The sequence below is a fragment of the Mucilaginibacter sp. P4_A11 genome, from assembly GCF_056402535.1.
In genome coordinates this window covers 134,382-153,409 of the sequence record NZ_JBFUHE010000001.1, presented here as the reverse complement: position 1 = coordinate 153,409, position 19,028 = coordinate 134,382, and the positions used below count along the sequence as shown (strand labels likewise).

Sequence of the window (19,028 nt, the reverse complement as noted above, 5' to 3'; positions counted from 1 at the left end):
AGGGAAATTTTAAAATCTCGTTACACAAATCGCAACGCCGCCTGTTTTTCGTCAACCTGTAAAGTTACCATACGGCCCAGCACCAGGCTATTATTATCCGGGATATGCCCTGCCGGGAAATCAAAACATACCGGATAACCGTAATCTTTAACAATATCCATCACTATCTGCGGCACGGTTTGACCAAAGGGGATCTCGTTATCTTTAATATCGGTAAAGCCACCTACTACCAGGCCTGCAAGATTTTTTAATTTACCCGCCCTATCCAACATGCGCAGCATTCTATCCACCGAATAAAGGTATTCGCCTACATCTTCAATAAACAGGATCTTGCCGGCGTAATCCAGATCAGATACCGAACCTGAAACAGACACCAATATAGATAAATTACCGCCTATAAGGATACCTTCGGCTTTGCCGGGCTTATTAGTATGGTATGTTGTAAACTCATAACTCAACTCTGCGCCAAACAAGGCCCGCCTCAAAGTATCTATCGATTGTTTGGATGCATCCGGAATATTAACCGGCATTTGCCCATGAATGGTTTGTGCACCGTAATTGGCAAACAAGTGGGCATGAAGCACTGTGATATCACTAAAGCCGATGAGCCATTTAGGATTTTGCGCAAACCGGCTAAAATCAACCTTGTCAATCATCCTCACGGTTCCATAACCACCCCGGGCAGCAATGATGGCCTTAATACTGTCGTCATCAATAAAACGTTGCAGATCCGCCGCACGTTGATCGTCATCGCCGGCAAACTGGTGAAACGAGGCGTTTACCGTATCGCCCAAAACAACTTCCAATCCCCAGCTTTGTAACAGCGCAATGGCGTCGGTCATAGGGTTGGGCAGCTTTTTGGCGGGGCAGGTGATAGCTATATTATCACCTTTTTTGAGGTATGGGGGTTGAATTTGAACCATGATTATAAAGATTTAACGATTGCCTTGATCATTAAAGTGAAAATTTCAGGAAATCCTTAAACCATGAGCATCATGGTTCAGGTATTTTTCCCACTTAAATGAATTATCTTTGCACACTATTTACCAAGGCGATATTTAATGTCACAACTCAACAAATATAAACGATTCACCATTACATCGGCCCTGCCTTATGCCAACGGCCCCTTACATATCGGTCACCTGGCAGGTGCTTACCTGCCGGCAGATATTTTTGTGCGGTATTTAAGGCTCAAAAAGAAGGATGTAGTGTATATATGCGGCTCGGATGAGCATGGCGCAGCCATTACCATCAAAGCCAAAAAAGAGGACACTACCCCACAAGCCATTATTGATAAATACCACAAGCAAATAAAAGATAGTTTTGAGGAGTTTGGGATTGCGTTTGATATTTATCACCGTACTTCATCGCCCATTCATCATGAGTTGAGCCAGGAGTTTTTCCTGAACCTGTATGAAAAGGACGAGTTTATTGAAAAATTCTCAGATCAGTATTTTGACGAGGATTACCAGCAATTCCTGGCCGACCGTTATATCATTGGTACCTGCCCAAATTGCGGTAATGAAAATGCCTACGGCGATCAGTGTGAGCGTTGCGGCACTTCGCTTAGCCCAACCGACCTGATCAACCCGATCTCGACCCTAAGCGGTAAAACGCCTGTGCTTAAATCAACCAAACACTGGTACCTGCCGCTTGATAAATACCAGCCATGGCTGGAGCAGTGGATTGATACCAAAGAAGGCAGCTGGAAGGTAAACGTTTTTGGCCAGTGCAAATCATGGCTTAAATCGGGCCTGCAGCCGCGCTCCATGACCCGCGACCTTGACTGGGGCATCGATGTGCCACTGACCGAGGCCAAAGGCAAAAAGCTTTACGTGTGGATGGATGCGCCTATCGGCTATATTTCGGCCACAAAGCAATGGGCAATTGATAACAATAAAGACTGGAAACTATACTGGAAAAAACAGGCCGACGAGCAGGATGATGCCTGCCTGCTGCATTTTATAGGCAAGGATAATATCGTGTTCCACTGTATTATTTTCCCATCGATACTGCATGCCCATGGCGAGTATATTTTACCACAAAACGTGCCTGCTAATGAGTTTTTAAATTTGGAGGGCGACAAGCTTTCTACTTCACGTAACCACGCGGTTTGGTTGCATGAGTACCTTGAAGAATTCCCAGGCAAGCAGGATGAGCTGCGTTATGTGCTAACCTCCATCCTTCCTGAAACCAGCGACAGCGAGTTTACCTGGAAAGATTACCAGGCCCGCGTTAATAACGAGCTGGTGGCGATATTAGGCAACTTCGTGAACCGGGTAATGATATTGATGCACAAATTTTACGATGGTAAAATTGAAGCAGATACCGACAGGATAGAATTTACCGACGAAAGCCTGAGCAATGGCATCGGTGAATATTATGATGAGATAGAAAAGAACCTCGAGGCTTATCGCTACCGCCAGGCTTTACAGGCTGTAATGGATATGGCCCGCCTGGGTAACCGCTATCTTACCGAAAAGGAACCGTGGAAAACCATTAAAACAGATCCTGCTGCTGCTAAAGAGGCACTGCACAACTGTTTGGTGCTGATTGGCCATTTAGCTACTGCTGCACAGGCGTTTTTACCGGCTACGGCTAAAAAGATCATCACTATGCTTAACCTGCCTAACGAGCCGATAACTTACGATCAGGAAATGTATTTCAACAACGGTCACCAGTTAAACCCGGCGGCTTTGTTGTTTGAAAAGGTTGAGGATGACGTAATAGAAGCCCAGCTTAAAAAGCTATCTGATAAGAAAGCTGCTGCCGTGCCACCAAAATCGGCCGACGTATTACCTGCAAAGGAAAACGTAAATTACGAAACCTTTGCTACCATGGATATCCGTACCGGTACCATTTTAACGGCCGAAAAGGTTGCCAAAACCAAAAAGTTGCTAAAACTGACCATTGATACCGGTATTGACGAGCGTACCGTAGTATCGGGTATTGCCGAATATTATGAGCCGGAAAATATCATCGGGCAAAAAGTAAGCATCCTGGTAAACCTGGAGCCAAGGGAGATCAAAGGCATTGTATCGCAAGGCATGATCCTGATGGCCGAAAACAGCGAAGGCAAGCTGAGTTTTGTTGCCCCAACCGAAGATTTCCACAACGGCGCAGTAATCCGATAGATGTGCAGATTCAAATGTGCAGATGTGCAAATGAAGCCAGTTTTAAATTTTGAATTTTAGGGTGTGATTTTTCATTGAAAAATTGCACCTTTGCAAACTAAATAAAAGATCGGCCTTTTAAGGTTGATCTTTAAACGGTCCCGTAGTTCAACGGATAGAATAGGAGTTTCCTAAACTCTAGATATGAGTTCGATTCTCGTCGGGACCACATACGCTTAATTCAAAAACAATCAAAAGCCTGTAAATCAAATATTTACAGGCTTTTTGATTTTGGGAAAATGGCCATTTTATGCATCTTTTTTCACTGTTCTGGTGAGTTTTAGAGCGTTTTTTGGCCACTTACCGATTTACTCACCAAAAGTGTCATAATTCATTGATTTTCAACCTATTCAAAATTTGAACATCTTGATTTTCGTGGCCTGTAAATGTAGGTTTGTAATGATTTGTGAACAAAAATTGGTGAGTAAATGAAGACTAAAAATTTTAACCTGCTTTTTTACCTAAAGAAGGTAAAGGGCTATGAATCAGGTGATTTACCTGTGTACTTGCGTATTTCCGTGGACGGAAAACGGAGTGAGGCAACCATCGGGCGAGGAATCGAACCTGAAAAATGGGACGAAAAACGTGGAAAAGCGCGTGGAAATACGGAGGATGCCAGGAGTTTAAATGCCCATTTGGACAGTATCCTGGCGAAGCTGAAACGTATCCATACACGACTGCTGGACAGCGAAGAAGAGATCACGGCCGATACTTTGCGGAACGAGCTGGACGGCAAAGGGAAAAAATCTAAAATGTTGTTGGAGATTTTCAGTGATCATAATAAACAGATGGAATCCCTGATCGGCAGGGGCTTTGGTGCCAATACACATAAAACTTTTAAAAGCTCTCTTAAACATGCGCGGGAATTTGTTGAATGGAAGTTTAAACGACCCGATTTTGAATTGCGGAAAGTCGATTTTAACTTTATAAAAGATTATGATTTCTTTTTGCGGACTGAAAAGAATTGTATCCCAATTTCTGCCGACAAATATGTTAAGCACTTAAAAAAGATCATCCTGCTTTGCCTGGCCAACAGGTGGATAGTAGTCAATCCTTTTTTACATTATAAATCGACCGCAAAGCCTTCTCCAAGAACTTTTTTAACAAAGCACGAGTTGGACCTTATCCGAAATAAAGCGCTGAGTATTGAACGGCTGAATCTCGTACGGGATATTTTTATTTTCAGCTGCTACACGGGACTGGCCTATATTGATGTGCAAAAATTGACTCCCAACGAAATAGCTCAAGGCGACGACGGCAAATTATGGGTGTTTACCAAAAGACATAAGACGGATAGCCCATCACATATCCCCTTATTAAAAGAGGCGTTGGAAATTATAGAAAATTACAAAGACCACCCTGTATGCGTACGCAGGTCATTACTGTTACCTGTACTGACAAACCAGCGGATGAATAGTTATCTGAAAGAAATAGGAGATTTGTGTGGTATCACCAAAACGTTGACCTTTCATATGGCCCGACATACTTTTGCCACTACGATTACTTTGTCTAATGGAGTTCCTATGGAAACGGTTTCAAAAATGCTCGGACACAATAGTATTAAGACAACGCAACATTACGCCAAAGTGTTAGATAGCAAAACAAGCGAGGATATGCAGAAGCTTGAAGAACGGCTTTATGATAAGGCTATAACGACCAACAACATTGAGACTACGGAGCCGGAACAAATTGAAATGGGGCGTGTAGTCCGCATGTTTCGTTAAAACACATGCGCCGTTGTCAGATTAGAACTTTTTAAAACTTCAATTGACAATATTGTACAATATTGGTTTAAAGGTTATTTCACATATCTTTGTATAATGCAGCAACAGACGGATCAAAACCGGCGCGTATTGGTAGTTCAGTGGAAAAAACTGGCCGAACATAGTTTGGAAATATTCTCCAGCCTGAAAAATTTCTGTGACAGTCATCCCGCCTATAACTATAACACGCTCAATAACTACCTGTCAAAGAGAAAGATCCCGTTTGAAAATGACGAAATTCGCATAGAAAGAAAACCGGTGAAACAACGATCCGCTAAACCCGACCTGCCGAAACATTTATTCTGGGAGTTTGACTATGATAAAATGGACTGGCAGCGGAGTTTTCGTACTGTTATAGAACGTGTCATCGAAAGAGGGCTACCTGCCGATTGGGAAACAATGATCAGCTTTTACGGCAGGAACCGGGTTATTAGCGCATTAACAGAAGATATACCTTATTTAACCGACCACGGCATGGAAGCCGCTTGTACTTATTTTCAGTTGAGTAAAACTCAACTCAAATGCTATACACGGAAACAGTTACGCCAGGAACACTGGAATTGATCCATCGGCTGATGGATGATGAAAAATTAAAACAATTTTATTTGGTAGGAGGCACTGCACTATCATTAATGCTTGGGCACCGGTTATCAATTGATATAGATCTTTTTACGGCCGATAGTTTTGATGGTTTGGAATTGGCTAAACACTTAAACGATAATCATCAGGCAACTATCTTAAATGCACGTAACAATTTTTTAACTGGTCATATTAATGGTGTAAGGCTGGACATGTTGTTGCACAACTACCCTCACGTAAATCGAGTACTCGATCCTGAAGGTATCCGAATGCTCGGTTTGGAAGATATCGCTGCTATGAAGATAAACGCCATAGTAGGGAATGGTACACGGTTAAAAGATTTTGTAGATATCCATTACCTATTGAAAGAAATGCCCTATCAGCAGATTGTTGAGGCCTACTTAACTAAATACCCTAATACGAATAACCATCAAGTGAGGATGTCGTTGCTCCATCACCAAGATATAGATTTTACAACTGAGATTATGCTTATCAAGGATGAATTTAAATGGTCGGTTATTGAAAAATCGATCAAAGCTGCCATTGCTGACCATGAACTCATTTTACAAAAGAATATCGTCCAGAACATTAAACGCAGACCTAAAAAGGGCTTCGGTCGTAAAATGTGATTTGATATGCAGGCAGGATAGAAGTGCTGATCGTGAACATACAAATTGTATTCTACAGTTGATCAAGAGCAAGGACTTCGTAAGGATGTATTGGATCGATAATTAGGACGTGCGGCTAAACTGAAACTTGCCTACGAGAATCGAATGGAGCCTTTAATTATATGAATTCAGAATTTTACACACCTGGCAATTCACTACTCACCGCGTTTTTTGATACAGATTAATCGCAAATCCTCAACGTAAAGATAGTCATTTTGCAATTATTTTGAAAGTATAATTATGCTTTTATAAATTTAGGAGCGACTGTAAAACCCCTAAACTCAAACGCAATTTGGCAGCGTTTTTTCACACTAGCAATATCCCTTATAATGTGTCATCATTGATGATACTATTTTTTTTCTATAAACTTTATTTTCCAAAATCCATTTAATTTCTCAATTGAGTGATCTTTTGCTATCGGTTGGAACGGAGAGGTTTTTTGATCGTTTAGGGCCGGATATAAATTCGCTTCACGTGTAAGCTTTTTATTTATAATGACCTTCTTTTTCATGAAAGATTTTTTAAAGCCTTGGTTATATACCTTTTAATATCCTTACTAATTATATTAGTACTGCAATAGTCGGAAACTTTTGTCGCTTTTCCGCTATTTTTCATCGTCTTTTTAGATAATACATCAAAATTGTTGCCATTTTTTGACATCTCCACAGTTAAAACTTTGTCCTCTAAGTTAAGCCTCCATTCTGCGCCGTTTAAACTTGGAATATATTCCCAATCAAGTAAGTCGGTTACGGAACTCAAATCATTAATCAGTTGTAATGCAGTTTGATATCTATCAGATTTATCGGGCGAAATCGCTTTATTAATAATTTTAATTAAAGAGGAAGGAATATGCCATAAATAATCAGACCTGCTGGGGAACTGTCCCGCCAAAATTTGTTGAACATACATTTCCTCGTCTTTAATACTCGAAAGTTGCTTTTCAAAATGCGAAATCCCGTTACATAGCTTATATAATGTTAGGCCTGATAAATAAATATCAAATGAATATGTAAACGCGATTTCTTGAAAAAATTCAGGTGGCAAGAGCTTACCATAAATATATTCCTGTTCGGCTTTATCTAAAAGGTTCATTGCTTTAGCCAGGCCAAAATCTGCAAGCACTGCTTCGTTATTAGTAGTGATGAAGATATTGTCGGGTTTAATATCGAAATGCATTAACTTTTTAGAGTGGATATGATTTAACCCTGATAAAAATTGGAGAGAATATCTGATTATTTCACGTATGGTCAAGAAGCGTATCTTGATTATATCATTGAGCGAACCTTTTTCATACAAAGGCATTGCAATATATGCATGATCATTATCTTCACACCCATATATTACTTTTGCCACATTGGTATGCTCATTATTATATAAGATTTTGGCCTCCTTATAATAATCCCCTGCGTATGTTAAACTGTCTTTTTTTATTTTCTTGATGACTATTTCGCTATCCAATTGAATATCATAAGCAATAAAAACTTGTGAATTTTTTCCGGCTGCGCCAATTTCTTTTCTTGTTTCGAAATTTAAAGTTGTTGTTTGTAGTCCTAACGGCATATCATATAAGATTTAATGCGCTGAATGCGGATAGTAAAGCTTCTCTGTGTTCTGGTTTATAAATTGACCAATCATCAATATCATTGAATTTTTGACTCCCATCAACATACGCTTTAAATAAATTTCTCTCGAAACCGACTTTAGCAGAAATATTAGAAATTTGGCCGGAGTAATAATGACTGACAGTCGAACTTGCAAGAAGTTCCTGGATTACCGCCTCAATACTTATTCTGAATCGATTAGGAGACTGAGCATTTGCCTCTGTAACTCTAATACAAGCAAGATTTACATTAAACTCACTAAGTATATCCAAAAAAGTATTTCTTATAAATTTCAGTTGCTCAGGAATAATGAGGGCAGACGGGACGACCACTTTATCAATTACCAAAATGGCAATTGCGTCATTCTGTTCTTTAACGATAGCGTAGTAAATACAACTTGGAGCCGATCTCAGCCCGATAGATATTTTCGTATTCAATTATGATGGCTTATGGTATATCGATAAATGTACGCTTTAAAAACTATTATTAAAACATCCTAATATGAAAGTGCAAGAAATACTAACATAAGGTAACCGAACTAATTCATTGCATTTGTTTGGACAATTAGTCGATTTCGCAAATAATATTGGAGGCAGCTTTCATTTTTATTACAAAAATAATTACAAACTAATATTATTTAATTCGGATAATAAAAATATTTCGTTGTGGTTAGATCTTTAGGATTGGGAAAAAAAATATATTATTTTTAAGTCCAGTTAATTTACTAATGACTAAAGGAGACAGGTTAAAGCTGTTAGAGAAGGTGTTTTCACCAACAGCTCCAATTAAAGAAGAAAGTTTTTTTTCGGGGAGAATGCTTCAATTAAGACGAATTGTTGAAGCTATAAACCAGGAGGGTCAACATGCAATTGTTTATGGTGAAAGAGGAGTTGGCAAGACTTCTTTAGCAAACATTATGATAAGCTCTTTCACAAATCTTTACCCTATTAAGGTAACTTGTAATAGAAAAGATACTTTTTCGTCGTTATGGTCGAAGGCGTTTAAAAAAATACCTCATTCGACTACAATTGCAGGTGTTGGTTTTAAACCAATGGATAGGCATACTACATTTTCATTGGATGCAATTGCCGATTTCGGAGGAGTAAATTTAGCTTCCGAAATCGAAAGAATATTGGGGGAATACCCCGACAGCAGATTCCTTTTTGTTTTTGATGAATTTGATAATATTTTAGACCAAGACACAAGAGAAGCTTTTGCAGACCTCATCAAATCTTTTTCGGATAATATTACGAACACGACAATTGTGCTAGTCGGAATAGCAGACACAATTGAGTCATTAATAGGCAGCCACCAATCCTTAGAACGATGTTTAAAACAGGTTAAGATGCCTAGAATGTCTGATGAAGAGTCAGAAACTATCATATCAACTGGCTTAACCTCGTTAAACATTGAAATCGACAATTTGATAAAGAATAAAATCGTCGAATTCTCGTCTGGTTTTCCTCACTATATCCATCTATTATGTAAATATGGCGCGAGAGAGATTTTAGAAAATGATGCGACTAAATTTACCGAAGAGTATCTAAAAGTAGCTATTATTAAAGGAATTGAAAATACTAACGAACAGCTAATTTCATCTTATAGAAAGGCAATAGTGGGATCTAGTAATACAATTAAATGGCAGAATATTCTTGTGGCGTGTGCACAATGTGAAGTAGACGAATTCAATTGTTTCAGTATTTCTGATATTGTTGAACAATATAACATAATAAGCTCCGCATCAACAAAAGCAGGAGGTATTGCTTACAACTTAAAACAAATTTGCTTGGAAGAACGAGGAGCAATCTTAGATAAGATCGGTAACGGCCTAAACACTAGATATAGATTCTCGAATCCAATGATGCGAGCTTTTATTAAGCTTAAAATAAATTCTGAATTGCAGCTAACTAAGTAAATTTATTAAAAATTGTATATATTTCATTCCACCAGCTACTTTAAAAAGCGAAATTAATTCATTTCCATTCTCCTGAATATAAGCCAACAAGTGATTTTGGACTTCTGGATCAAAATAGCAGATAACATCTTCACCCAACATGCCGCTACTAACGTCTGTCGCATCGAAGGTGAACTCCATGAATTTAGCATCTTTAAAATAACATGTAGCAACCCACAAATACTTTGGCATACTCTTACCTAACAATTCTATTTTCTCCTCTGCGTCCAAACTGGATTGGTGTATGGTTTTCTTAAAGCCTTCGCTATAAAACAGTTTAATATCCCAATGAAGTGGAACATCTAATTGATTCTCAAAGGCTCTTATTAATATCCCATTTAACGCTATGACAATGACTTCAATATTTTCGTAGGATATTCTTATTTTAGGATAAACAGGAATAATCATATTTACCACATAACTTAGCCAGTTGCGTTCATGTGCATTTGTCCAAGGACTTTCAATGCTTATCCCGTCAGCCAACATTTTGGACCAAGCAAAGGGACCAAATTGATCATCATGAACATACATTTTTTCAATACGGTTTGCAAGCCAAAGTGATTCAGAATTAAGTTCGCTTAAAGGACTGCAGAATTTATGACCAGATACAGCAATGGCATGGTAACCATAGCTATCGCCAATGGGTACTTTTATACCTAATATTATCGGAATTCCAATTAGCTCGTATGCGTTAAGGATCTTTTTTAAGTACAAAGTCGGTACAAAAAAATCTTCGTTACCCTCATTATCGCTATGAAGACACGTTCCTACTCTTACCTCGGGAGCCAAACCGGAATTATTAATTGCTTGTCCGATTTGAGTGACATCTAATCCCTTATTAGGAAAAAGTCGACTTCCGTCATTTGACAGCCTATCTGCATCTTTTGTGATCTCACTTGGAACTTTTAATATAGTATTGAAATCAATTGACGCTTTGTTTAGCATGGACCAGATTGCCGTTGTTGCGCAAGCTGCCAATATACTGTCCTGTTCTTGAAAGGCCAAAGAATTTACAACGAGTTCTTTACCAAAAAAATGAACCTTATAATTACGAAGCCCCCAAAAGCGCCTCAAGTAGTTTTCTGGGCCATTTTCGTAGACCTTTAGGACAGTATAACCAACAACAGTAATGGGAATAGGTTTTACAACAATAAACCCTAAATAAGCCTCCCAAAAGGCTTCTTCGTCAATATTTAATAATGCCCCTTTTAATTGGTCAATATCAAATTCTGAGGAAAAAAAATGGATCCTTTTACAATATTTAGGATAGTCTTCGAAGCAAAACGCATAATAAGATGCAAAGTCGTGTAGAAAATCCTTGCTGATATAGTGCTCCTCAATTACAAAAGTTTTTGCCATAAGTCCATCTTCTCCTAAGTACCGATTGAAATACTTAAACTGATGTTTATCCCTAATTACAAAATCATCCGTATATTCATTGGAAAGCGCAGCGGCAAATGTATCTTCCGAAAATGAAAAAACTTCCACAAAAACTATAGTTTTATAGTTATTTTAAGTTGTTGATTGTTTAAATCTTTCAACTTTAAAACGTCTTCTTGCTTTTTCTTTGTGGTAGTTATAAACTGTTGAAACTCGTTTCTATCCTCTATGATCTTGCCTGGAACTAAAGTTGCTCCCTGCTTTAGAATATCTGTGAAGCCAAGCTTATTCATTTTATTTGAATTAAAATCCATTGGGGCGTTTTTTTGAGGCTGCAAAGGTAATGTTTATATCGCAATATAAAGTATAACTATTACTTTAGCCTCTAAAGTATATAATTTTTTATATATAAACTACAATATCAATAATTAAAAAATGTTTTAATCAATTGTTTTTAAGTGGATTGCTTGTTATTTCTTAAGGCTTTTATTATCTAACCTATGCGATAAATCGTTCAAGTCAAGCTTTCCTTTTACTTGCATCAATACTTCTTGATCAAATGTTGCATTGGTGCCAAACTGTACAGGCAGCGAATGTTTTTTAAAATAGCCATTAAGAAAACGACTCGTTTTTTCGGGTGATTGAACCAAGAGCTGACTAATTTTAATCTTTACTGTATTAAATAGATTATCATCTGCTTCATTTTTAACTTTATCTTCCAATAACTTTTGATACTTATCTATTTTATCTAAGGAGTTTTTTAGCATAGTTTGTGGATTAATCCCAGCTGCCTCAAGTAAGTAGTTTGATTCATTGTGGTCATTTTCACTGATTTCTAAAAGAGCATCGTAGAGCTGGCTATTTAAGCTTTTTTCCTTTTTACTCATATGTTTTTTATTTGAGAATATTCTTTCAATTTTCTATGTACACGTTTTAATATATTATAAACTCTATTGATATTCCAATTAAGTTCGTCACTAATTTCTCTAGGCTTGAGACCATCTTTCAAGCAATCAAAAACCCGCAAAGCTTCATCATCTTTTTGCAGTATAGATTTTATTTCTTCTTCAATTTCTTTTATGATGAGATCTTTTTCTGGATTACTCCCTGATAGCGAATCAACCACTTCTCCTCCGTTCGGAATTGCCTCAGTAATCTCCACCTCTTTCGAATTAATAAAATTAGATATTAGACTATCTACAATGCCCTTTAAAAACGAATATAACTCTTGGTAATAATCTAAATTCCATTTGCGCTTTTCCTCCCAAACCATCTGTATAGCTTCATCAGCAATCTGATTTGCCAAATTATTAACATCGTACATGTCAGCAAGAAAACTATACCGTTCCAATTTATTTAACGAATAATAATGAAGCTTAGGTATTAATTTATTCCAGTCTTCCGCTTTTAATCTATGTAAAAGCTCCTTGCCCTTTAGTATGTTTTTATTTAAATCCATTAGCTATCAAACATATATGCTGTAAACTTAATTTTTTTTTCCATTGGATGGCAAAAAAAAAGGGCTATTCAGCATTTAATAGTGGAAGGCTTTTAAACTTCCCCAAAAAAATGAATTTACAACAATTTGAAATCCGTGTAAATGAGAAGCCCTTCCAATGGGATCAGCCGCAAATTTTAGGCATGGAAGTTTTAAGATTAATCGGTTTAGTTCATTCGAATGATTATGAAATCCTGATTAAATTAAAAAATAAAGAATTTGAGCCCGTAGAATTAACTGAGTCTGTCGACCTAACCGATCCTGCTGTGGAAACATTTTTTGTTAAGCCTTATCCGTCGGTGAGTTTTGAGCTTGACGATGAAGATTACCCGTTTGCTCAAGTATTCATGACACCGAAGGAAATCATGAATATTGCTAACGTTGATGCCACTAAATTTTATTTGAAACAAATTCTAGGGCATCAGGAAATAACTTACAAACACGATCCCGATCACATTATAGCAATGCATGACAAAATCAAATTTTGTACATGCAAAACTGGTAACACAACTGTTTCTTAAGTATGGGAAATATGACGATACAAGAGCAGTTATCTGTTTTAGGATATGACTCAGTAGTTTATACATCTGATCTTTCCTATCCAGGCGGCTTTGTGGCATTCAAGTTTAGAATACCAATAGGTAGATTTAGAGGGCAGGAAATTGAGGTGGCTGTAAATGCCCCTCACTTTCCGTCCATTCCTCCATCAGGTCCTTATATCAAACCGCATTTACTGCCAGCGGGGGTCGCTGGACAACATCCGTTTGGCGGTGTGCATGATAGAAAAGTCCCAACAGAGGAATTCCAATACTGGAGCAGGCCATTCAATGAGTGGTCGGATTCTGATCAGACAATGAAAACTTACATCGCATTTTTAAGAACTTTATTTGATTTCGAATGAATTACAGTATAGCTATAACAGAAGAAAACAACGAACTACTCAAAAAGCACCTCATCAGAACAGATGGGCAAGAAGATTTGTGTTTTGCTTTATACAACACAACAACTGGGTTTACGAGAACGACCGCTATAATCAAGGAGATAATCTTTCCCGGAAAGGGAGACAGATCAGTTCACGGGAATGTTAGCTTTACGTCTCAATATTATGACAGAGTTTCCGCGGAATCCTTAAAGAAAAGATGTGGAATTTGTTTTATCCATAGTCATCCTTCGAGCGGGTGGCAGGGCATGAGTTACGATGATATCGAGGCTGAGAAAATGCTGTCACCACGAGTAAAGGCAGTTACCTCGTTGCCGCTCGTTGGGATGACATTGAGTAATGACTTTATTTGGAGCGCACGATTTTGGATTAAAGAAGGCCCCAAAATCTATGGCCGACATTTTTGCGCTCAGGTTCGGGTATCAGGAAAGAAATTGCACATGTCTTATTATGATGAGCTTTATCCAAAATACTTTTTTGGAGCTGAATTTACCAGGACTATTTCTGCTTGGGGGAGTGATAAGCAAGCAAATTTAGCTAGATTAAAAGTTGGTATAGTTGGATTAGGAAGCGTTGGATCCATAATTGCAGAAACGTTGGTGAGGACAGGGATAAAAAATATCACGTTAATCGATTTTGATATCGTTGAAGAAAAAAATTTAGACCGATTGCAAGGATTAGGCAGAAGCTCTGTCGGCAAACACAAAGTTATTGCGATACAAGAGTACCTGAGGCATATTGCCGTGGATAAGGAAACAAATATTTTAGCGCTTCCTTTCAGTATTGCAGAAAAAGAAGGAATTCAAGCGGCATTAGATTGCGATGTTTTATTTTCGTGTGTTGATAGACCTTGGGCAAGATTTATTTTAAATTGTTTGTCATACGCTAACTTTATACCTATTATCGATGGTGGAATAGAAGCGAATCCCAATAAAAAAGGTGATAATATTGACCAAGCTAGATGGAAGGCTCATACTATAGGGCCCGGTCGATCTTGTTTGCTTTGTATAGGACAATATAGACCAGAAGATGTCGCATTGGAGCAATCCGGCCTTTTAGAGGACCCTCATTATATTAAAAATTTACCAAATGATCATTTCGTCAATAGAGGAGAAAATGTTTTTGCTTTCAGCATAGGTCTTGCCGGTATCGAGATGCAGCAATTTTTATCATTAAGTTTACAGCCCAGAAACCAATACTGTGGTCCAAAGGAATATAACTTTAACTCCGGAAACATAGATAGTGATTTTCCTTTTAACTGTAAAGATGACTGCGAATATAGTTTAATTGCTGGCGACGGCGACAAAATTAATCATACTCTTATCGCAAGACATAAGCTAGCTGAAGATTCAAGACGAATTGGAACATTTAATTCAAATCTCAAGATAAGTGGTGAGAAAATTAGAGTACTTAAAAAAATCAAAAAAATGTTAACTGATTTCTTTAAAACAAATTAAATCAGAATACTTTCAATATAACAGTGATTTATGATTCATCGCTCGAAGCGGTAGTTAATTCCGTAAAGTTAATAGGGCGGTCTATTTCATTTGCCATCGCTACTTGAAATAAGTACAACATCTTCTTAGTCAAATCACCTAAAAAAAGGCATTTTGCAACTATTGCAAAAATTTTTCCTTTTCGCTTATTAAATTGATTATAGCAGAATAAGTATAGATGGAATTTATCGTTATTTATTGAGTTTTACTTCTACTTTATGACTTCAAATAGTTACTTTAAATTCCGCGGCCGCTTTGAGTTAAATCCTCACCGATATGATATCGGCTGGCTGATATTTACAGACAGGATTTTCGGTTTAAATTTCTTTGTCAACAAGATTTATAAGATCAAAAAAGATGAGTACGCTACGTTTTACAATTACCAGTTAAATCACTACCTTGAGGGAAACCCAGGACAGGAAGAGGCTTTTTTCGATCATGTTTATGATATTGTAACCAACAGAATCAAATTTTATAAAGGTCTAAAGCCATCAGGTAGCTCCTATGCCAAAGGATTAATTTATACAGCTAAGCTGGAAGTGTTCCTGACATTTCTTAAAAGCATTGATCAGTGGCATAAAACGCAACCATTGGAATCAGTCATCGCTGATAAAAATAAACAGATTGACCAGTTAGAAGCAAGGATCAAAGAACTGGAGAACCAGGTTAAAGAATACGTTAAATATGAAGCCGGTGAAAAGATCGTCATCAGCAAAGATGGTCTGCCAACGCTTATTGATCTGATCGACCAGATAAGAGAATTGAAATTGCCAAACGGTAATAAACTGGTGAACAGCCAAACGGCAAGCCCCTGGTATAAACTCATCGCCAAGCACTTTTTGAATGGTGATAAACCAATAGCTATCGGCACTGCCCAGAACTATTTCCCGGCTGATAAGGGCAGCCCGCCACCGAAATACACAATCGTCTCTGAAAAAGATAAACTCTTCAAAATTATCCAAAAGCCTAAGAAATAGGCTTTTGGATTTTTGTTTGTGACCAAACGCCCCCAATGGTCATTCATTTTACCCCTTTTGCTTTCACATTTGCCTCCATACTGTTCAACGGCCCGCTTTGTATTCGGGGATTGGACAGCTAACCTGCTGTGCGTTATGATCTAGCGCTTATACCGGGAAGGTGCTGATCATAATTATCCATAGTAGGGATAAACTTTCCTGTAATGCAGAGTACTTGCAGGTATTTAGAATAACGATTAAAACAAGGAGGAACAGATGAATGTGGAACTGATCACCAAAGGGGATTTACTGGAATTTAAGAGCGATCTGCTCGACGAGATTAAAAGGATTATAAAGCCGGGACAGGCCAGTACTAAGAAATGGCTAAAGAGTGCGGAGGTAAGAAAGCTTTTAGGCATCTCGCCAGGCACACTTCAAAACCTGCGGATCAACGGTACACTGCGATTTACCAAAGTAGGCAGTATTATGTATTACAAACTGGAAGACATCAACAAGATCCTGGAGGGTGGTGGCAAATGAAGTTGCAGGAGGAAATTGTTAAAGAACTTGCCGGTTATGCAAGCCTGATCCGGCGCATGGAAAAGGATAACCGGCTGCTGCCAACCCATCTTAGTTTGTTTACGGGTTTGTTTGTCTGCTGGCAACGGAACGGTTTTGTAAGTCCGTTCGGTGTGACCCGGAAAACGCTGATGGCGTTTTCCAAGGTCGCATCCATTGCAACATATCACAAGTGTATCAAAGAACTCGATGAATATGGTTACATACGTTATCAGCCGTCATACCATCCAAAACTCGGCAGCCATGTTTACTGGCCTGCCGGTTGGGAAGTGTAGCCCGGTATTTTATATCGGCATAGCTGTATACCGCGCTACACGAATAACCGCATATCGGAATAAATGGTTATTCCGATATAGGTATAGTCAGATATCCAGCTATATAGTGCATAAATCCGGTGCAGCCAAAGGCTGCACCGGTAATGATTTGCTTCGCAAATCAAGAGGAAAGCGGTTGTCGCTTCGCGAAAGCGGAGCAAGCGGAAGTTGGGCAGAGCCCTACTTTGCTTGCCCTACGCTTCGCTACGGGGGTTTTACGTATCCTCCGGGGATACTTTAGGGCGTTTCCGCCTATGAAATAAAAGAAAACAGGATACTATGGGGTATCCTGTATATAGGAATAAAGGCGTAACTGTATAAACAGCTATGCCGTCAATAGGAAAAGATTAACATGCAAGATATCAATGTGAGATCAGTGAGATACCCGGTCACGGTAGATCAAAAGTTTGAAAAGATCGCCCTTAAACTGGGCAGGACTAAGCGGCAGGTCTTTATCCAGATGGTCGATTACTTTTATAAAAGCAAGAAAGACCCCCAGGACCTTAATGATGAGTTATTAAAAAATGCACTAATGAAGAACCACCAGCAGTATATCGGTTTTATCAAAAGCCAGGAGAATATGCTGCTCATTCCGATCAAAACGGAAATGGATCGGGTATCGGTATCACAGGCCAAGATCATCGAAAGATTTAATACGCAAATCCTCAAGGCGAATACGGACTTGCTGAATAATCAGCATGCACTGGGGCAAAAATTAACTGGCATAGATGCGCTGATGGAAACGATCTCGAAAAGCCAAAAAAGTAAGGAACACCTGAAAAAACAGTTCCTGTTCATCCTTGACGGTTATATCAAATCAAGGGAAGCTTTTGGGATGATGACATCGAGCCGGGAAAAAGATGAGCTGATCGCTATTACCAGATCGCAGGTCAGTTTACTTTAATCATGTATTTAATTTCCCTTTCAGGAGGTAGGGAATTTTATGTTTATCAATATTACGGACAGCAAAGAAGCAGCAAACAAAGGCAGCAGCGCAGGGCTGGTAAATTACCTGGAAAAAGAAAACAGGATCGATATAAAACAGGAACCTGAATACTGGTTCAATGGTCAGCAGATCAGGATAGAGCCTTATCAGGTCATGCGCAGTATTGATAATAATGTCGCTAAGCTGGGCAAAGATGATGCTAAGTTTTTCCTGGTCAATATCAGCCCGAGCCAGAAAGAGATCCGGTTTCTGAAAGAGCAGTATGGCGAAGAGGGTGCTAAGGAACAAATGAAAGGTTTTGCGGTCAGGGTGATGGATGCCTACGCAAAAAAACTTTAACCGGGATGGTGTGAACAGTAACGAAGACCTGTTATGGTTCGCCAAGCTGGAAAACTACCGTTATTACAACTATAATGACCCGGAAGTAAAACAAGGTTTGAAACAGCGGGGAGAACGTAAAGAAGGCGAACAAATGCATGTGCAGGTTATCGTCAGCCGTAAGGATATAACCAATAAGATCAAACTTAGCCCCATGAATACCTCAAGGGGAAAGAATGCGGAGCATTCAAAAAAGATGGGGCAGTTTGACCGGGTAGCATTCAAACAAAGCGGGGAATCCCTTTTTGACAGCCTTTTTGGATTTGATAGGCAGCTTAAAGATACGATGGCATACGCCAATGTTCAGAAGAACGGGGAGCTATCGCAGCGGGAGCAGATGGGTGTGTTGGCGGAAGGCGCTTCGCAGAATTATGAAAGCAGATCGGTGGCTAATGAACTTGCCCAGGGTGTTGCGGAGGGCTTATTTACGACAACGGCCGGGATGTTGTCCGCAGCAGGTAAGACAGCGGCAAGCTTCCTGGAAGTGATGCTGGAACCGATGTATACGGGAGGTGCTAATATTGTCCCGGAAAGCGAGATGGAGAAAAAGAAAAAACGAAAGAAAAAATCCCAGGGTCAACAAGTGTCGCGTTGAACAAGGGTGCTGATGCTATAATAAACAAATATTTTTTTTGATATAATAAAGCGGCAAAGCGGCTGCGACAGGCGGCTTCTTTTCACCACGCGCTGCGCTCCGGGTTCCATTACGCCGCCAGCCTCGCCTCCGCACGTGCAGGAGTGTATTCGTTCCTCATACACACCTGCCTTTCCCCGGCGCGCAGTTGTCGGTTAGTCACAGCACC

General features: G+C 39.0%; 22 protein-coding genes and 1 tRNA gene. 15 read left to right on the top strand and 8 right to left on the bottom strand.

Going from position 1 to position 19,028, the window contains the following annotated elements:
• Positions 1-20: 20 nt before the first annotated feature.
• The gene (locus tag AC1DUD_RS00705) at positions 21-923 is read right to left on the bottom strand and encodes a S66 peptidase family protein (protein WP_477370171.1); all 903 of its coding nucleotides are present in this window, start codon (positions 921-923) and stop codon (positions 21-23) included.
• 138 nt (positions 924-1,061) lie between these two features.
• Here AC1DUD_RS00705 and metG point away from each other — a divergent pair, with 138 nt between their 5' ends.
• From metG to AC1DUD_RS00680, 5 genes are all read left to right on the top strand, one after another.
• A complete protein-coding gene (gene metG / locus AC1DUD_RS00700) occupies positions 1,062-3,134 on the top strand; it encodes a methionine--tRNA ligase (RefSeq protein WP_477370168.1) in 2,073 nt (690 codons plus the stop codon).
• Between the two features lie 136 nt (positions 3,135-3,270).
• Positions 3,271-3,342, top strand: a tRNA-Arg gene (locus AC1DUD_RS00695).
• 259 nt (positions 3,343-3,601) lie between these two features.
• Positions 3,602-4,897 carry a site-specific integrase gene (locus AC1DUD_RS00690; protein WP_477370165.1) on the top strand — a complete coding sequence of 432 codons (1,296 nt, stop codon included), beginning with the start codon at positions 3,602-3,604 and terminating at the stop codon, positions 4,895-4,897.
• Positions 4,898-4,993: 96 nt separating this feature from the next.
• Positions 4,994-5,500, top strand: coding sequence for a DUF6922 domain-containing protein (locus AC1DUD_RS00685; RefSeq protein WP_477370162.1), 507 nt, complete (start codon positions 4,994-4,996; stop codon positions 5,498-5,500).
• A complete protein-coding gene (locus AC1DUD_RS00680; RefSeq protein ID WP_477370159.1) occupies positions 5,458-6,144 on the top strand; it encodes a nucleotidyl transferase AbiEii/AbiGii toxin family protein in 687 nt (228 codons plus the stop codon). Before AC1DUD_RS00685 ends, AC1DUD_RS00680 begins: the two co-directional genes overlap by 43 nt.
• A gap of 388 nt (positions 6,145-6,532) precedes the next feature.
• Here the strand turns inward: AC1DUD_RS00680 and AC1DUD_RS00675 are convergent, their stop codons facing one another.
• Genes AC1DUD_RS00675 through AC1DUD_RS00665 form a run of 3 tightly spaced genes read right to left on the bottom strand, consistent with a single transcriptional unit; the run spans position 6,533 to position 8,221 of the window.
• Positions 6,533-6,694: a hypothetical protein gene (locus AC1DUD_RS00675; RefSeq protein ID WP_477370156.1), complete on the bottom strand. Its 162-nt coding sequence runs from the start codon at positions 6,692-6,694 to the stop codon at positions 6,533-6,535.
• Positions 6,691-7,743, bottom strand: a complete 1,053-nt coding sequence (locus AC1DUD_RS00670) for a serine/threonine-protein kinase (RefSeq protein ID WP_477370153.1) — start codon at positions 7,741-7,743, stop codon at positions 6,691-6,693. Before AC1DUD_RS00670 ends, AC1DUD_RS00675 begins: the two co-directional genes overlap by 4 nt.
• Before the next feature lies 1 nt (position 7,744).
• Entirely contained in the window at positions 7,745-8,221 is a 477-nt protein-coding gene (locus AC1DUD_RS00665; protein ID WP_477370150.1) for a hypothetical protein, read from the bottom strand.
• A 290-nt stretch (positions 8,222-8,511) separates the two neighbouring features.
• On the opposite strand from AC1DUD_RS00665, the gene AC1DUD_RS00660 reads away from it, so the two are divergent.
• Positions 8,512-9,699 carry an ATP-binding protein gene (locus AC1DUD_RS00660; protein ID WP_477370147.1) on the top strand — a complete coding sequence of 396 codons (1,188 nt, stop codon included), beginning with the start codon at positions 8,512-8,514 and terminating at the stop codon, positions 9,697-9,699.
• Here AC1DUD_RS00660 and AC1DUD_RS00655 read toward each other — a convergent pair.
• The 4 genes from AC1DUD_RS00655 to AC1DUD_RS00640 all read right to left on the bottom strand — a co-directional run bounded on the left by AC1DUD_RS00655 (position 9,688) and on the right by AC1DUD_RS00640 (position 12,577).
• A complete protein-coding gene (locus tag AC1DUD_RS00655; protein WP_477370144.1) occupies positions 9,688-11,226 on the bottom strand; it encodes a hypothetical protein in 1,539 nt (512 codons plus the stop codon). The two genes, AC1DUD_RS00660 and AC1DUD_RS00655, sit on opposite strands and share 12 nt — an antisense overlap.
• Positions 11,227-11,231: 5 nt before the next feature.
• A complete protein-coding gene (locus tag AC1DUD_RS00650; RefSeq protein WP_477370141.1) occupies positions 11,232-11,432 on the bottom strand; it encodes a hypothetical protein in 201 nt (66 codons plus the stop codon).
• Positions 11,433-11,588: 156 nt separating this feature from the next.
• Positions 11,589-12,005: a hypothetical protein gene (locus AC1DUD_RS00645; RefSeq protein WP_477370138.1), complete on the bottom strand. Its 417-nt coding sequence runs from the start codon at positions 12,003-12,005 to the stop codon at positions 11,589-11,591.
• Entirely contained in the window at positions 12,002-12,577 is a 576-nt protein-coding gene (locus AC1DUD_RS00640) for a helix-turn-helix domain-containing protein (protein ID WP_477370135.1), read from the bottom strand. The genes AC1DUD_RS00645 and AC1DUD_RS00640 overlap by 4 nt, the downstream gene beginning before the upstream one ends.
• A 47-nt stretch (positions 12,578-12,624) precedes the next feature.
• Here AC1DUD_RS00640 and AC1DUD_RS00635 point away from each other — a divergent pair, with 47 nt between their 5' ends.
• The 9 genes from AC1DUD_RS00635 to AC1DUD_RS00595 all read left to right on the top strand — a co-directional run bounded on the left by AC1DUD_RS00635 (position 12,625) and on the right by AC1DUD_RS00595 (position 18,820).
• Entirely contained in the window at positions 12,625-13,137 is a 513-nt protein-coding gene (locus tag AC1DUD_RS00635) for a multiubiquitin domain-containing protein (RefSeq protein WP_477370132.1), read from the top strand.
• Between the two features lie 11 nt (positions 13,138-13,148).
• Positions 13,149-13,517: a hypothetical protein gene (locus AC1DUD_RS00630; protein WP_477370129.1), complete on the top strand. Its 369-nt coding sequence runs from the start codon at positions 13,149-13,151 to the stop codon at positions 13,515-13,517.
• Positions 13,514-15,013, top strand: a complete 1,500-nt coding sequence (locus AC1DUD_RS00625) for a ThiF family adenylyltransferase (protein ID WP_477370126.1) — start codon at positions 13,514-13,516, stop codon at positions 15,011-15,013. Before AC1DUD_RS00630 ends, AC1DUD_RS00625 begins: the two co-directional genes overlap by 4 nt.
• 257 nt (positions 15,014-15,270) lie before the next feature.
• Positions 15,271-16,029: a hypothetical protein gene (locus tag AC1DUD_RS00620; RefSeq protein WP_477370123.1), complete on the top strand. Its 759-nt coding sequence runs from the start codon at positions 15,271-15,273 to the stop codon at positions 16,027-16,029.
• 255 nt (positions 16,030-16,284) lie between these two features.
• Positions 16,285-16,548, top strand: a complete 264-nt coding sequence (locus tag AC1DUD_RS00615) for a helix-turn-helix domain-containing protein (protein WP_477370120.1) — start codon at positions 16,285-16,287, stop codon at positions 16,546-16,548.
• Positions 16,545-16,862: a hypothetical protein gene (locus AC1DUD_RS00610; RefSeq protein ID WP_477370117.1), complete on the top strand. Its 318-nt coding sequence runs from the start codon at positions 16,545-16,547 to the stop codon at positions 16,860-16,862. Before AC1DUD_RS00615 ends, AC1DUD_RS00610 begins: the two co-directional genes overlap by 4 nt.
• 406 nt (positions 16,863-17,268) lie before the next feature.
• Positions 17,269-17,805 (top strand): BfmA/BtgA family mobilization protein, encoded by a 537-nt coding sequence (locus tag AC1DUD_RS00605; RefSeq protein ID WP_477370114.1) that lies wholly within the window; start codon positions 17,269-17,271, stop codon positions 17,803-17,805.
• 39 nt (positions 17,806-17,844) lie between these two features.
• Positions 17,845-18,186 (top strand): DUF5712 family protein, encoded by a 342-nt coding sequence (locus tag AC1DUD_RS00600; protein ID WP_477370111.1) that lies wholly within the window; start codon positions 17,845-17,847, stop codon positions 18,184-18,186.
• Entirely contained in the window at positions 18,164-18,820 is a 657-nt protein-coding gene (locus AC1DUD_RS00595; protein ID WP_477370108.1) for a DUF5712 family protein, read from the top strand. Before AC1DUD_RS00600 ends, AC1DUD_RS00595 begins: the two co-directional genes overlap by 23 nt.
• Positions 18,821-19,028: the final 208 nt, after the last annotated feature.

Coding starts and splice junctions, on each gene's coding strand:
- AC1DUD_RS00645 (WP_477370138.1), bottom strand. CDS start 12,005: ATGAGTAAAAAGGAAAAAAGCTTAAATAGCCAGCTCTACGATGCTCTT.
- AC1DUD_RS00650 (WP_477370141.1), bottom strand. CDS start 11,432: ATGGATTTTAATTCAAATAAAATGAATAAGCTTGGCTTCACAGATATT.
- AC1DUD_RS00705 (WP_477370171.1), bottom strand. CDS start 923: ATGGTTCAAATTCAACCCCCATACCTCAAAAAAGGTGATAATATAGCT.
- AC1DUD_RS00675 (WP_477370156.1), bottom strand. CDS start 6,694: ATGAAAAAGAAGGTCATTATAAATAAAAAGCTTACACGTGAAGCGAAT.
- AC1DUD_RS00680 (WP_477370159.1), top strand. CDS start 5,458: ATGCTATACACGGAAACAGTTACGCCAGGAACACTGGAATTGATCCAT.
- AC1DUD_RS00640 (WP_477370135.1), bottom strand. CDS start 12,577: ATGGATTTAAATAAAAACATACTAAAGGGCAAGGAGCTTTTACATAGA.
- AC1DUD_RS00625 (WP_477370126.1), top strand. CDS start 13,514: ATGAATTACAGTATAGCTATAACAGAAGAAAACAACGAACTACTCAAA.
- AC1DUD_RS00635 (WP_477370132.1), top strand. CDS start 12,625: ATGGCAAAAAAAAAGGGCTATTCAGCATTTAATAGTGGAAGGCTTTTA.
- AC1DUD_RS00620 (WP_477370123.1), top strand. CDS start 15,271: ATGACTTCAAATAGTTACTTTAAATTCCGCGGCCGCTTTGAGTTAAAT.
- AC1DUD_RS00610 (WP_477370117.1), top strand. CDS start 16,545: ATGAAGTTGCAGGAGGAAATTGTTAAAGAACTTGCCGGTTATGCAAGC.
- AC1DUD_RS00630 (WP_477370129.1), top strand. CDS start 13,149: ATGACGATACAAGAGCAGTTATCTGTTTTAGGATATGACTCAGTAGTT.
- AC1DUD_RS00600 (WP_477370111.1), top strand. CDS start 17,845: ATGTTTATCAATATTACGGACAGCAAAGAAGCAGCAAACAAAGGCAGC.
- AC1DUD_RS00690 (WP_477370165.1), top strand. CDS start 3,602: ATGAAGACTAAAAATTTTAACCTGCTTTTTTACCTAAAGAAGGTAAAG.
- AC1DUD_RS00685 (WP_477370162.1), top strand. CDS start 4,994: ATGCAGCAACAGACGGATCAAAACCGGCGCGTATTGGTAGTTCAGTGG.
- AC1DUD_RS00660 (WP_477370147.1), top strand. CDS start 8,512: ATGACTAAAGGAGACAGGTTAAAGCTGTTAGAGAAGGTGTTTTCACCA.
- metG (WP_477370168.1), top strand. CDS start 1,062: ATGTCACAACTCAACAAATATAAACGATTCACCATTACATCGGCCCTG.
- AC1DUD_RS00670 (WP_477370153.1), bottom strand. CDS start 7,743: ATGCCGTTAGGACTACAAACAACAACTTTAAATTTCGAAACAAGAAAA.
- AC1DUD_RS00595 (WP_477370108.1), top strand. CDS start 18,164: ATGCCTACGCAAAAAAACTTTAACCGGGATGGTGTGAACAGTAACGAA.
- AC1DUD_RS00615 (WP_477370120.1), top strand. CDS start 16,285: ATGAATGTGGAACTGATCACCAAAGGGGATTTACTGGAATTTAAGAGC.